Source organism: Candidatus Nitronereus thalassa (assembly GCF_032191465.1).
In the GTDB taxonomy this organism is placed as follows: Bacteria; Nitrospirota; Nitrospiria; order Nitrospirales; family UBA8639; genus Nitronereus; species Nitronereus thalassa.
The window spans coordinates 3,031,611-3,045,655 of the sequence record NZ_JAQOUE010000001.1 but is presented as its reverse complement, the minus strand read 5'-3'; the positions used below and the strand labels follow the sequence as shown (position 1 = coordinate 3,045,655).

The window sequence follows — 14,045 nt, the reverse complement described above, 5'->3', positions numbered from 1 at the left end:
TAATAAATGACAATCAAGGTTGATTCTACTTACTTTCTTTCCCTTAGTGTCCCTTCACGTTCGGCACGGGACTTTGAAATCTTTAGGAAAACATCCATTTTCCTGCAATGCCTTTCTAATTTTTTCGTGTCCCCTCCCTCCTTTGGTTTAAATGGGTTGCCTTAGGGCACTCGGGTAAAACATCCTAGATAATGCCCACTAGTGACAATTCTTAATGCCAAATTTATGCCAAATTGTTTTTTATTGCAACCCTTTGATTGTATTATTGTTTAATTTTTTCTATTCTTTCTAAATTCACAATTACTGTGTGAAAAACACAACATTTCACTATTTATTGATGAATTTTCTCTACGATAAATGCGATTTAATGTTCTAATTTTGGCAGCGTTAGATGCTGCCGCTACAAACAACAACCTTTACCCCATTTTTGGTCCGTCGTTGATTCCTGATGTTGCCGAATCTCCCGCGCCTTTGACGGTTTCCTCTGCCTCTTTAATTGAGGACTCAAAATCTTGCTCAACCATTTTCACTTCTTGCTGAATCATGTTGATCTCTGGTTCAACCGACTGCCGAAGATCATCAGCCGTCTCTTTGAATCCTTTGACGGCCTTTCCAACTTGCTTCCCAATTTCAGGAAGTTCTTTGGGACCGAACAATAGAAACGCAATGACCAAAATGATCAAGATTTCCATTGCCCCAAGCCCAAACATATGTCTCACCCACTAATTGTTGAATGTTTGCCGTGTATCGAGAGGACCGTGTTTGCTGGACATTTCCCTCCACGCCCTATTTCTCCCGTAAGAAATCCTGCTTTCACTATTGATGGCGGTCGTCTTACCCTTGCCTGGTTTCCTGAGGTTCCGCCGCTGGTGGCTGTTGCGCAGGTTGCGCAGGCTGAGGAGGTGGCACGTTTGCTTGCTCCGCAGTTTGGTCGGCAACCTGTTGGGTAGACATAGGAGCCCCCTGCTCAAAACCTTCTTGCCCAGGTTGCGGCGTGACATCCATGGCGTCTGGTTCATTCACAGATTTCTTGAACCCTTTGATGGCTTTTCCTAATCCTTCTCCAAGTTGCGGAATTTTACCCGCCCCAAAAATAATGAGCACGATAAACAAAATGAGAAGGAGTTCCATCCAACCAAACGAACCAATCATTCACAGCCTCATTCGTGGTAATACTTTACTTACGCGCCAAATTGGCACCATACCAAACGGGCGCAGTATACTCGTTCAATTTCAAGAAATCTACAAAAAATTCACAAAACAGAAAGAAAAATTTATCAACGGATATTCAAAACATCCCTACTTTTTGTGTCCCGAAACTTAATTCTTCCAGTTCAAGCTAAATTGACCTAGGTGATAGTACGCTTTTTATTCAAATAATCTTGTAATGTAGCTGCAGCATCTCGTGCTGCCTCTGCTAAACTAACTACCTACTTATCAATCCCGCCAATGACGTTCTCAATCGAAGTGCCATGAGATGGGGCAGCTACAAGGGTTCGTTCAAAACAACCAAACCTTTTTAACCCTTCGTGTTCCTTATTATGCCGTTGGGACAAAAAAGAAATGGAAATAATCTACGGGTTGCGCCGGAGCCTTGAGAACGGCCCGCAGAGTCTCCCGATCATAACCTAACTCTTCTAATTTTCCTGCTACCCCCATCACTTCTTCTTCCGTTAAATACGCAATGGTATCCGGCACGCCTGTTGATTGAAAACTGTCGAGAAGTTGTTGGAGCTCTTTTCGATGTCCCTCGGACAAACTCGGTGGAATCGGAAATTCGATTTTCCGCTCATAGGGACTCTGGTAGGCACTGTTAATCGCCCCAATCGTTTTCAAGATAAACCGATCTACCTCCCATTGATCGCCTTCCGGCAACCGCGGGTGTGAGGCCAGGACATCCATCAAACTCATCACATTGGTTCGAAGATTCCTCCCGACAAATTCTTTTTGCGCCTCGATGTTGACCTTTCCACCACCTACCTGATTGGCCACATCTTCAAGGAGGGCAAAATTCACCATGAAGCTAAATTGCCCACCAAGGAGGTTATAGCACGGCTTTTCAGGATCATTTAATACAGAGAGATCTGCGGTCCCTGCGTCGAAGGCACTTAGCCCTATCGCATCGGACGCCAAGAGCCGTTTCGCTTCGTTCAGCGATAATGCCGCACCAATATTGGCGGGCACTAAAACTTCTTCATCAATTCCCTTTAAAAAATCGGTGATGAGACGACGAAACGGCACGTCTTTGGCTTCGATTTTGTGATATTCCCTCTCCCAAACAATGTCTTCCAAAAAAACTGGCAACCCTTTGAGCGTTGGCACATCAATGTTTTCGAATGCATGAATAAACCCGGGCCAATCGGGAAAATCTTTTAACCGCGTTTCTTTCAGATTGGGACGTACATGCTCCTCCATGATGTCCCCGGCTTTTCGTAATAACAACTTGGTGGGAGATTCATTCCAAAATTCATTACAAATAATTCGGTCCAGCGACCCATCGGCAAAGGCCTTCAAATCTGGCACTTGCGCTTGCTCAAACCTAATTTTCGCTTGATGTTTGGACAAATCGGGGTTGGCTTTGGCGCTTTCGAGTACCACCTCCGATGAATCGACGAGAATATATTCGACACGAGGATACAAAGTACCTGCAGCATCCAAGGCCTGGACATGGTCTAAAAAGCAGGCCGCCAGATTTCCATTGCCAGCTCCCCACTCCATAATGATGAGAGCCCGGGAAGCTGCCGAAGGATTGGATTTCTCGCGTTGTTGCACCCGCGCCACATAATCCGCCGCGAGGGCAAAGCCCAAACGGTAATCGGCAGCGGCAAAGGTTTGATAGAGATCACGAAGCTGCCCACCCCGTAGAGCATAGAACAACTGATTCATGTGAACTTGCCACACATCAACAGGCGAAAAATCGCCTAGAAGTTGGGGAAGAGCATCATCGGTTGCGGCTGCTTCAGCTGCCATATAATACACCTCGGAGAAGTCTAGTTATGAACAATCAGGTCAAGGGGACCGGATTCTAACAAACCGGTTTTTGGGCCCGCAAGCAAGTGACTTCCTCTTGACAGAATGAAAGCATGCTGGGTAGAGAGGATGGTCCGTGAACATTTTCTCGAATTTAGGTTCTGCATTTACCTACACTTCATGAACCCCTTGAACAAAAAATCTTTCCGCGCCTATTTTATATTTCCTCCTGGCCACCAAAGGCTGATTAGTTTTCTATTCATAATATTCAGTCTCACTCCCCTTGTGATCAAACCAGGTTTAGCCCAGACCCAGGAACAAAACACCGTGGCGCCCCAATTGCCGGCACCCTTCGATCCAAAAGAAACGCGACATGGGTTTTCTGAATTCGAGACTCTCCCTTCCAACCCAACTGAAACCCTTCCCACACCACTGCCCTATTATAAAAAGCACGAAGATTCGGATTCCAAAAATCAGCCATCCTTGGACCAAAAACCCGAAGGATTGTTTTTAGATATCACGCTGGCAGAGGATTTTGATGAAGACCTAGAATTTCGTCGTGGAAATCTCTATTACCCCGTTAGGCCCACGGAAGAATTTTCCATCAATTCTCCAGCAGTCTATGTCGTCTTTCGTGTGTTCAAGCATTTCGCGGCATATCAAGTCATTGGGCAGATGTTTCCTGATACGATTGCGGAGTGGCCCAATGAAGAAATGCTCGATGAAGATGTAGTGTACCTGTCATTGGAAGATGAGAGCGGGTATCTTAAATTTTTCCCTCCCCCAGAAACTGGATGGAAAGCCGGGCAATATCGCATTGATATTTATGTGGGATATGAAGCCAATGCGGTCACAAAAATGGGCACTATGCGATTCCGTGTCACCCAGAATTCTTAGTTATATCCTTAATACACCTTAATTGACCCTTCTTTTGCAATTTGAGTAGAATACTTCAACTAATTGATCAAATAGATTTCCTCCCAGCGCAAACACATTTCCGAACGTTTCATTCTTAAAGAAACAATCCCGACTTGCCATTGAAAGATACCAGCCGCTCATGACATCCCCTCCACCCTGGATCTCTATCGTCATTCCCATTAAAGATGAACGGGACAACCTCCATCCCTTAACCAATCAACTCACAAAAGTATTAGGAGAACTGGAGCAGTCGCAGAGCGCCCCTTTTGAAATTGTCTATATCGACGATGGGAGCACGGACGGGAGTTCGGTATTATTAGATGAAATCAGCCAACAGACCCCAGAAGTACGGGTCTTGCATCTCGATCGAAATCACGGGCAAACAGCTGCGTTCGATGCAGGATTTCGCCATGCCAAGGGCGAACTGATTGCCACGTTGGATGGAGATCTTCAATACGATCCAGCAGACCTTACCAAGCTCCTGCCCCTCACCAAAGATTACGATCTGGTCTGTGGCCGGCGCCAAAAACGACTGGACAATCTCATTCGACAAATTTCTTCACGGACCGCCTATTTGATTCGAAACGCCGTCATCCATGATGGCATTCATGACACCGGGTGCTCCCTAAAAATATTTCGACAATCCGTGATTAAGCGCATTGCTCTTTTTCACAACATGCATCGATTCTTTCCTGCACTCGCCAAAATGTATGGTTTTTCTGTTACCGAAGTTCCGGTGCAACATTTTCCGCGAGCCCATGGAACATCCAAATACGGCATTGGCAATCGCCTCTTTGCCGGTCTGTACGATCTCATCGCTGTCCGATGGATGCAAAAACGGTGTTTTCGTTATGAAATTGTGAACCACCAGACAAAATCCGCCGACCCTCCGCCCTCACAACTTCAATGACCTCTTCGGCCTCAATCCCATTCGTTCCTCGACAAACCACTCCCGAGTGAGGTACATCTACCGCCTTCTTCTTTTTGTGTACTGATTAGGATTCAAGGAATGAGCGAATTTCTCTCTGATATCAACGCCTACTTTGCCGGATTGACCTTTGTGGAAACCGTTTGGCTTGGTATTGGATTTTTCGGGCAAAGCCTGTTCTTTTCTCGATGGATTATCCAATGGATTTCTTCCGAGCGTAAAGCCGAAAGCCAAATGCCGTTAGCCTTTTGGTACATGAGTCTCATAGGCGGCCTCATTGTCTTTGCCTATGCTGTCCATCGCCGCGATCCGGTATTTATGGTCGGGCAGGGCATCGGGTCCTTTGTGTACCTTCGCAATTTGATGTTGATTCATGGCAAAGGAAAGCGAATCGCCAGTGGTTGATCACCCCACTCCAACCGAATCCCATTCCCTCCCGTTTTCCACACAAACGCTCCATGTTGTTTTTCTTCTCATCTTCGGAGTCTTGCTTTTATTGATCGGGCTTGGCGACATCGGCCTCACCGACCGCGACGAAGGCAGCAATGCCGAAGCCGCACGCGAAATGCTCGAAACTGGAGATTGGATTTCTCCTACCCTCAATTACGAGCCCCGGTATGCTAAACCAGCGTTTGTGTATTGGGTCATCAGTAGCACCTATGCCTTGCTCGGCATCAATGAATTTACTGCGCGCTTGCCATCGGCCCTATTCGGACTCGGCTTACTTTTTCTCCAGTATTGGTTTCTGAATCGAGTATTAGGATCGACCATTGCCCTTTGCGGATCATTCATTCTTTTGCTGAATGCAGAATTCGTCGGTCTGCATCGCATGGTCATGACCGACCCCGAACTCGTATTTTTTACAACCTTGAGCACATATAGTTTTTGGCTGGGCTTTCATGGCGAAGGTCGCCAACGCCATTTTCTCTGGCTGTTTTACATTGGCATGGCCATGGCGATGCTCGCGAAAGGCCCGGTTGGCCTCATTATCCCCTTGCTTGCCGTCATCCCCTATCTCACGCTGACCCGTCAGTGGAAGTCCTATTTTTCCCAAGGCCACCCCATTGTCGGCTGGGTGCTGTTTCTCATGATCGCGACGCCCTGGTACATCGCCATGTTTGTAATCCACGGCGCAGACTACGCCGCTGCCGCTCATGCGAACACGACGGGACGTTTCGCAAATCCCATGGAAGGCCATGGCGGAACCTTGCTATTTTACTTCCCCGTGTTATTGGTGGGATTTTTCCCCTGGAGTGGTTTTCTTCCTGTGGCGCTCTATCAATCGCTGAAGGACTGGAAATTATTCCGATCGGGACAGAAACTCGCCAAAGGAGAAGATGGCCTGCTATTGTTTGCGGCGCTCTGGATCATTGGCGTTTTAATATTTTTTACCATTTCAGCAACGCGACTCCCTCATTATATTCTACCGCTTTTTCCGGCGGCTTCATTGATGGTCGCCGTATTGTGGTCCCGTTGTCTCACAGAAGAATCCCCTTCCGGGCTCAAACTTTCCGTTCGCATTATCCTAGGCACGGGCTACCTGCTCAGCATTGCCTTGGTCTCGCTCCCGGCGATTTACGAAACCTTTCAATCCAAAATCGCCCAGGAATTTCCGGTGGCTGAAAAAGTCGGAGTGGGATATACGCCACTGGTCTTAGGCGCAGGAGTCTTTCTTACCGTGGTCATCTTTCGTCATTTGGTAGGGCACGACACGAAACGACCGAATGCATTTTGGTTTCTTTCCAGTGCCATAGGAATAATGCTCCTTATGATCGTCGCCTTTGCCTTGCCTCACTATGGTAAATATTTCATTAATCCTCCCCAAGAGTTGGCCACCATCGCCGGGCTCAATCTTGGACCAGAAGATACGCTCATTCAATTTGGACGAAAACGTCCATCCTTAGTGTTTTACTCAAAACGCAAGGTCCACTTCATAAGTCCTGGGGAGGATGAACTGTTTCAACCGCATTTAGAAAAAAAGGGCCGCCTGATGGTAATTCTCCAATCCAATCACCACCCCCGACTCCCCCATCCGGTTTCTCAATTTACCCCAGTGCTGCAACGCTATGGTTGGATTCTGCTCTCGAGTGAAGCATTGATTCATTAAATGTTGTAAAACGTAAGACGTTACGTCTGAAGCGGAGGAAACAAGGTAGGCAGGTCACAAAAGGATCGATTAATTAAAAGATTACTTTGGGATTCACGGATTACGCATCCCGATTTACGGTTCACGTTTCCCCTATTGCAAGGGAATTAGGCCGTTGAGCCCTCGCAAAGTAATCATCGCCCCAACCAGAAACACACCCAGGAAAATTTCTCGGGCCATCGAAGGTTGATCAAGGGTTTCTTCTTCCCCAAAAAACTGAATCCACCACACCACACTGGCAAAGCCAGCCAACAGCACTACCAAGAGAGAGTGCGTGGTCAACGCCAATCCCAATCCAATACATAACGAACCTTGAAACATGATACCTTGTGAGGATACTGGCGCATAAAGATTTTTCCAGACAAAATTCCAGCGCGCCGCAATCCCACCAAACAGCATTAGCAGGCCGACCCAATCCATCGCTACCGCCAATCCTCCGGAAAGAGGCTGACGGAAGGTAATCCAGAAAAGAGCAAGCCCGCCAACCAGGAGAGGCAATCCCGGCGGAAGCGCCTGGCACAACGACTGTCGCCATTCCTTATAAGGTCGTGCGCAAACGTATCCGACCAAATATCCAAGTGCTGCACCAGCGAGCACGTCTGTCGGGAAGTGAGAACCCCGCAGAAAGCGACTCAAGGCTACAAAGAAAGCCGCGCCGTACCAGAGCCAGGACATCTGAGGAAAGTACCGGGCCAATACCGCGGCCACGGCAAAGGATGCCGCGGAATGCCCCGAAGGAAACGCATCGAGACCGCCTTGAAACGACGGTCCATAGTCAAATGCATCTTGGTGCGCAAATCGAGGTCGGGGACGTCCAATCAGGTGCTTAGGAATTTGCACCGCAATGCCAGCTAAGGCATGGGCCACCAGGCTATCGATACCAGTTTGGCGAAACGCGTCCTTTTTCCACACGTATCCCACAAGAAAAAAGCCTAGGCTCAGCAGGACCAACGTGACGCCATCCCCAAGACGATTCCCCAGATTTCCTAATTCGACGATGACTGGCTCATTTAACGAGCGCACAAACAAAATTGCTCGATAATCCAGCTGAGACACGGCATAGAGGGACAGAAAAAAAACCAGGCAGGAAAGAAAAACAATGACGAAGGGTTTGAATCGACTCAATATACCCTCATGGGAACATCAGAACACAAAGAGGTAAAAAGCTGTCCTTCCTTACGGAACCCAGTCCGCAAGGAAGACGTTAAATTCACCGCGGGCCTTGGTGTTGCGATCCGATACCCAGGCGAGTTTTTTCCCATCGGGAGAGAACATGGGAAAGCTGTTAAAATGGCCGATGAAGGTGATCTGTTCCGTGCCAGTGCCATCTTCATTCACAAGATGCAATTGAAACGATGGCCGCCCCTTGGCATCTGGAGGATTCGACAAATTTGAAGAAAAAATAATGCGGTGCCCATCAAAATGAAAATAGGGGGCAAAATTTGATGCGCCATTCGAGGTAATTTGCCGCTTATCTGACCCGTCCGCATTCATGATGAAAATTTCAAGATTGCCAGGCTCTACCAAATTTTTAGCCAACAGGTCTTTGTAGGCTTGAAGCTCTTCTGGAGTTTGAGGATGCTGAGCCCGGTACACAATTCGCTTGCTATCCGGGGAAAAGAAGGCCCCGCCATCATAACCCACTTCGGTAGTCAAACGCTTCACACCCGTACCATCTGTCTTCATGGAATAGAGATCGATATCGCCATCTCTGACCGAAGTAAACACAATAGAGCGTCCATCAGGCGAAATCGTCGCCTCGGCATCATATCCCGGGGTCATCGTCATACGTTGCATTTCCCGCCCATCAAGTCGGGACGAATAAATATCATAGTCGTCCAGCGCCCACCGATACTTCGCCGTACGCTCAGGCTTAGGGGGGCATTTCAAATCCGCTGCATGTGTGGATGAAAAAAGCACCCGTCGACCTCCGGGGAAAAAATAGCCACAGGTGGTGCTGCCATACCCCGTGCTCACCCGATACGTGTGTTTCCCGTTTAGATCCATAACATACATTTGATAACAGTCTTGGAGAGTTTGACTTGCCGGATCTTTCGTCGACTGAAAAATTAAACGGTCCCCATCGAACGAAAAATACGCCTCCGCATTTTTCCCACCATGAGTCAGTTGTCGAATATTTGCCAAGTGGCGTTCGGTTCCCGAAGGGGCAGCGGATTCAACTACCGGTGATTCCCCTGCCCCGCTTTCATAGGCCCACGAACCTAAGCTCACCACACCTAACGCGACCACTCCGACAGCGATTTTCGCTTTTTTCATATGCCACATTCTCCTTAGGCAGCTTGCAATTTCACGGTAAACTCTTTGACCTGAGGAGCAAATGAACCGCGGGCCACCACTTTTCCATGTTGATACACCAAATAACTATCCCATCCATAAAAAAAGAGAAGCCGGGCCACATGCCTAACGGCCCCTGGGGATAACCCAAAAAACGCCGTCCCAACATGAGAAGGCTGTTTGGGGTTCGCACAGCTCACCAGTATCGCCGTCTGTTCTCCGGAATAGGTTGTGCCCTCAATCGTAACCCCCTGTCCGTCCACTTTTATGCGCGAACCACACCAGCCAATCACCTCGGCCGTCGTTGCATTCTGCTCAGGCCCGCCAAATGCCAACACTGATTGCGAATTTTTAAACCGAGCCCCCGTTTTTAACCACACGACTTCCTCCTCTTGAGAGTGAATGCGATCAAGGGCAGCTCGATACGCTTCTTGATCCGCTTCAGATGGCGGGGAAGACACGGCTCGATGCTCATCCGTGGCCCAAAGGTTCAGCATGGGAGGAATTTGGTTTCTTGCCAAACGACGAAAGGCTTGAAATTCTGGGTCAAGCGTGAGGCGGACTGGTTTGGCTGGCACCCATACCGACATCAGTTGCTCCTTCTCTCGAAGGTCAAGGAGCACACGAAAATCTTTACCCTGACCCAATTGAATGACAACTGGTACTTGCAAGCGGAACCGCTCTTTTCCCTGAGAGACTCGAAGACGAATCCAAAACCCCGATCCATCTCCAGGTTCGATCTGTGCCTCTCGAATCGCCAGTTTCGGAGCCCCAGGCCGTTCAACCCATTGGGTAAAAAACCATGAAAGATCTTCTCTTGCAGCCAATTCGAACTGGCGTTGCACTTGATTCCACCCGGCATAGCGACCGGTATAATCCGCCACCAACTGACGAACCCCTCGAAAAAAGGCATAGTCACCAATCCGCCGTCGCAACATATGAAACACCATCGCGGTCTTCTGGTACCCAATAGCATTATCCAAGCGATTTTCCTTGTGGTGAAATTTCACTACCGGATAATCATTTTTCGGTGAGCTGTACAAACTATACTCCACCATCATCCTCTGGCGATGCGCCACAGCAGTTTCAGGGCCCTCGAAACGTTCCTCGTAATAGTAATTCGAGAGATAGGTGGTCAGGCCTTCCACCCAATTACCCGTTTCAAATTGGTTCAACACGGAATTCCCCAGCCAGGAATGCACTACTTCATGACCCAGTGAATAGGGCTGCGTATACCCGCGCCTTATCACGCCGCTCCCCAATAATGTAAACGAGGGCAGACCTAGCCCGCTTGGGAAAAAATTTTCCACCACGGAAAATTTAGGAAAGGGATATGGTCCTAACATCTCAGAGTAGAATGCCAGGTACCCAGCGCTGGCCTCTAAATACTGCTCAGCTAAATGACCATTCTCCTCCAACAAATAGGTTGACAGTTCAATGCCTTGCCATAGCCGTTGATGTTTCACAAATCGATTGGCCGCCAATGTTAAGGCTTCAGTGTTCGCCTCAATATGCCATTCAGCGGTTGAGGCATCCCCTTCAACGACATACGACGTTTCACGGCCATGGGTGACAGCCCTCCACTCTTTAGGGAGAGTGATTGTGACATGAAAAGTCGCCAGCGATCCAAGAATGTCCGGATACCAAGAAGTTTCAGACGTGAGATACACGCCCTCCTCACCAATATGTCCGTTGGTTTTATCGGGTCGCACAAAACGCAAACCGGGCGCAGCACGAGGGGGATCATTAATTTCTCCACGATATGATATTTTTAGAGATATTCTCTTTTGAGTATCAGAGAGAGAAGGAATAGGAATTTCAACTGTTCGCGTCACCATAGAGGGTTCGACACCTGGACCGTTCTTGGAAGCTTGAAGAGCTTCTTCCCAGAAATCTAAGGCCTTCCCACCCACCAACACCTCTTGAATTTCCAGATCCGGATGCAAATTCAAATGAACAACCGGATGATCACCGGGCACTCCAACCAATTGAATGGTGTCCTGGCCCGTAATCGTATGATTCGTTGGATTCAGCTCTACTACTAATTCATGATGTTGAATTATCAACTCGGCAGCGGCACTCGATACACCAAGACCTAGCCATATCAGTACACTACAGGCCACTGCCACAATCAATCGGCTCATTTAGGCTTGAACTCCAAGCAGGGCGTCCGCAAACTCTCGAGCATGAAAATCTTGCAAATCTTCTTCCTGTTCGCCGACGCCAATGAGACGCACAGGGATTGCCAATTCTTCGGCAATGGCAACCACGACTCCGCCCTTGGACGTACCATCGAGCTTGGTCAACGCCAAGCCCGTGACACCTACGGCTTCATGAAATTGTTTCGCTTGCGCAAGGGCGTTTTGTCCAATTGTTCCATCCAAGGTGAGCAGCACTTCATGCGGGGCCCCGGGCATTTCGCGATCAAGCACCCGCTTCATCTTTTTTAGCTCATCCATTAAATTCACTTTGGTATGCAACCGACCGGCCGTATCGATTAACACAACATCTACCCCACGAGCCTTGGCCGCCGCGAGCCCATCAAAGACAACGGCAGAAGGATCGGCGCCTTGCCGATGTTTAATCACATCCACGCCAATCCGCGTGCCCCAGATTTCCAATTGCTCCGTCGCTGCAGCGCGAAACGTATCAGCGGCCACCAGTAAGGGTGTTAATCCTTGACGCTTCAATCGACTCGCCAGTTTGGCCATACTCGTGGTTTTCCCGACCCCATTCACGCCAACCGCCAAAATGACAAACGGCTTGGGCCCTGAACGAATCACTGTTTCCAAGGAATCGGATTGAGCCGGATTCAGAATTTCCACCAAGGTATCTTTTAAAGTCTGAATGGGATCACTTCCCACTTCATCCCGTAGACGGGTCATCAACCGATCGACGGCCCGCACCCCAACATCGGCTCCCAACAGCGAGGCTTCAACATCCTCTAATACGGCCGGATCATGGCCCTGGCCGACCAACTCAAGCATCGACCGATGAACGTTCTTCCGGGTTTTCGTCAACCCTTCTTTGAGACGATCAATCCACCCCATTAACAAGTCACCAATTTCGGTAAGGGTTTGAGGGCGGCAAAAAGTTTCTCTTCTTTGCGTCGCATCCGTTGCGCTTCCTTGGCTCCAAGTTCATGGTCATAGCCCACTAAATGCAATAAACCATGAATTAACAAACGAGCCAGCTCTTGATTTAATGCGTGACCCAATTCTTTGGCCTGACGCATAGCCGCCGGGACTGACACCACGACATCCCCAAGCATTGGGGAATGAGGACCACCCGCCTCTCGACTCGCAAACGCGAGAACATCCGTTGTTCTGTCTTTTCGCCGATATGCACGATTCAAATGTCGCATGCGGGCATCTCCCACAAAATCGATACTCACTTCGGAGGCCGTCTCCCCTAACAGGGTAAGTAGCTTCTGAACCACTCGACTTACAACAGCCGTTTGAATCACAACTCGACGCACTTGGCTATGAACGAAGACTGGCATGGGACCCACCATTCTGCAAGTCAGTGATTGAAAGGCTGTTGAGAAAATGGTCGCGAACAGTGAGGAAGGAAAAGACGATTACTTCGGACCGTCGGATCGTGTCTGACTATCCCCAGCCCCATTTCCATATTGATTATAGGCTTTAATAATATCCTGCACTAACCGATGCCGCACGATATCGCGTTCATGAAAATACACAAATTTTATACCCTCCACCGCCCGGAGAATTTCGGTGACCTGGATTAATCCCGAGGTCCGATCCGGTGGCAAATCTACTTGGGTAATATCACCAGTAATCACGGCTTTTGAATTAAATCCAAGGCGCGTCAAAAACATTTTCATTTGTTCTGCTGTGGCATTTTGCGCTTCATCTAAAATCACGAAGGCATCATTGAGTGTGCGTCCCCGCATGAATGCCAAAGGGGCCATCTCAATATCCCCCCGCTCAATCAGGCGATTAGCCCGATCCATCTCCATCATGCCATACAAAGCGTCATACAGCGGGCGTAAATAGGGATGTACCTTGGCAAACATATCACCAGGCAAAAACCCCAATCGCTCCCCAGCTTCAACCGCCGGTCGCGCCAGCACAATCCGACACACTTCTTTCCGCATCAATGCGCCCAATGCCATGGCCATGGCTAAATACGTCTTGCCGGTTCCAGCCGGACCAATTCCGATGACCAAATCATGTTTTTGAATGGCCTCCACATACACATGCTGAGAAGGGGTCTTGGGAACCACGGACCCTTTAGGCGTAAAGAGAGGGGCAGGGTTGGGAAAGTCAGGCTTGGATGAGGAATCCTCTTCGGTTGCACGAAGCGCCCGCGTAATATCTTCGGACTTTAATTGACGCCGACCGATTGTGCGTTCCGCCAACTCACATAACAGATGCTCGGCACGACCGACCGCCTCCGGCAAGCCTTCGAGCGTAACTTCATCACCCCTGGCCGATACCCGAACCCGCAGGCCATCCTCAATTAACCGCAGATGCATATCCCGCGGCCCATAGAGATTAGCCAGATCCACACCTTCGCGAAGTTTAACTTTCCGCACGTGAGACGTTCGAAACCTCCTGAATTATTTAGGAATACACAACAAGGTCATTCTAGCAAAGGGGGGTGGGGGGCTCAACAGAAACATCCGTTCTCAATGATTTTATGTCGGGATTCGACCGAACTGGATACGGCCTGAAAGTGTTCCTAACCGTCGTTCCCGACATTTTTTTGGGAATACAGGTTTATTTTTATAGCAGGGTTTCGCCCCTGCATGACGAGGTCCTTTTG

13 protein-coding genes are annotated in these 14,045 nt (G+C 48.8%); 4 read left to right on the top strand and 9 right to left on the bottom strand.

The window, feature by feature from the left end; all coding sequences use genetic code 11:
- Positions 1-416 precede the first annotated feature (416 nt).
- The 3 genes from tatA (PPG34_RS13690) to PPG34_RS13680 all read right to left on the bottom strand — a co-directional run bounded on the left by tatA (PPG34_RS13690) (position 417) and on the right by PPG34_RS13680 (position 2,970).
- On the bottom strand, positions 417-710 hold the full coding sequence (gene tatA / locus PPG34_RS13690) for a twin-arginine translocase TatA/TatE family subunit (RefSeq protein WP_478219264.1): 294 nt from the start codon (positions 708-710) through the stop codon (positions 417-419).
- Positions 711-834: 124 nt separating this feature from the next.
- Positions 835-1,152 carry a twin-arginine translocase TatA/TatE family subunit gene (gene tatA, locus PPG34_RS13685; RefSeq protein ID WP_313833973.1) on the bottom strand — a complete coding sequence of 106 codons (318 nt, stop codon included), beginning with the start codon at positions 1,150-1,152 and terminating at the stop codon, positions 835-837.
- 387 nt (positions 1,153-1,539) lie between these two features.
- Positions 1,540-2,970: a class I SAM-dependent methyltransferase gene (locus PPG34_RS13680; RefSeq protein ID WP_313833972.1), complete on the bottom strand. Its 1,431-nt coding sequence runs from the start codon at positions 2,968-2,970 to the stop codon at positions 1,540-1,542.
- Positions 2,971-3,297: 327 nt separating this feature from the next.
- Between PPG34_RS13680 and PPG34_RS13675 the strand changes: the two genes are divergently transcribed.
- From PPG34_RS13675 to PPG34_RS13660, 4 genes are all read left to right on the top strand, one after another.
- Entirely contained in the window at positions 3,298-3,867 is a 570-nt protein-coding gene (locus tag PPG34_RS13675) for a hypothetical protein (protein ID WP_313833971.1), read from the top strand.
- Between the two features lie 160 nt (positions 3,868-4,027).
- Positions 4,028-4,798, top strand: coding sequence for a glycosyltransferase family 2 protein (locus PPG34_RS13670; protein ID WP_313833970.1), 771 nt, complete (start codon positions 4,028-4,030; stop codon positions 4,796-4,798).
- A gap of 99 nt (positions 4,799-4,897) precedes the next feature.
- Positions 4,898-5,221: a lipid-A-disaccharide synthase N-terminal domain-containing protein gene (locus PPG34_RS13665; RefSeq protein WP_313833969.1), complete on the top strand. Its 324-nt coding sequence runs from the start codon at positions 4,898-4,900 to the stop codon at positions 5,219-5,221.
- On the top strand, positions 5,190-6,923 hold the full coding sequence (locus tag PPG34_RS13660; RefSeq protein ID WP_313833968.1) for an ArnT family glycosyltransferase: 1,734 nt from the start codon (positions 5,190-5,192) through the stop codon (positions 6,921-6,923). Before PPG34_RS13665 ends, PPG34_RS13660 begins: the two co-directional genes overlap by 32 nt.
- 132 nt (positions 6,924-7,055) lie before the next feature.
- Here PPG34_RS13660 and PPG34_RS13655 read toward each other — a convergent pair whose 3' ends face one another.
- The 6 genes from PPG34_RS13655 to PPG34_RS13630 form a co-directional block, all read right to left on the bottom strand.
- Positions 7,056-8,087 carry a phosphatase PAP2 family protein gene (locus PPG34_RS13655; protein ID WP_313833967.1) on the bottom strand — a complete coding sequence of 344 codons (1,032 nt, stop codon included), beginning with the start codon at positions 8,085-8,087 and terminating at the stop codon, positions 7,056-7,058.
- 51 nt (positions 8,088-8,138) lie between these two features.
- Positions 8,139-9,239 carry a TolB family protein gene (locus tag PPG34_RS13650; RefSeq protein WP_313833966.1) on the bottom strand — a complete coding sequence of 367 codons (1,101 nt, stop codon included), beginning with the start codon at positions 9,237-9,239 and terminating at the stop codon, positions 8,139-8,141.
- Between the two features lie 14 nt (positions 9,240-9,253).
- Entirely contained in the window at positions 9,254-11,401 is a 2,148-nt protein-coding gene (locus PPG34_RS13645; protein ID WP_313833965.1) for a M1 family metallopeptidase, read from the bottom strand.
- On the bottom strand, positions 11,402-12,307 hold the full coding sequence (gene ftsY / locus PPG34_RS13640) for a signal recognition particle-docking protein FtsY (protein WP_313833964.1): 906 nt from the start codon (positions 12,305-12,307) through the stop codon (positions 11,402-11,404).
- Positions 12,307-12,759 (bottom strand): rRNA maturation RNase YbeY, encoded by a 453-nt coding sequence (gene ybeY, locus PPG34_RS13635; protein WP_313833963.1) that lies wholly within the window; start codon positions 12,757-12,759, stop codon positions 12,307-12,309. Before ybeY ends, ftsY begins: the two co-directional genes overlap by 1 nt.
- A 78-nt stretch (positions 12,760-12,837) precedes the next feature.
- The gene (locus tag PPG34_RS13630; protein WP_313833962.1) at positions 12,838-13,815 is read right to left on the bottom strand and encodes a PhoH family protein; all 978 of its coding nucleotides are present in this window, start codon (positions 13,813-13,815) and stop codon (positions 12,838-12,840) included.
- Between the last annotated feature and the right edge of the window lie 230 nt (positions 13,816-14,045).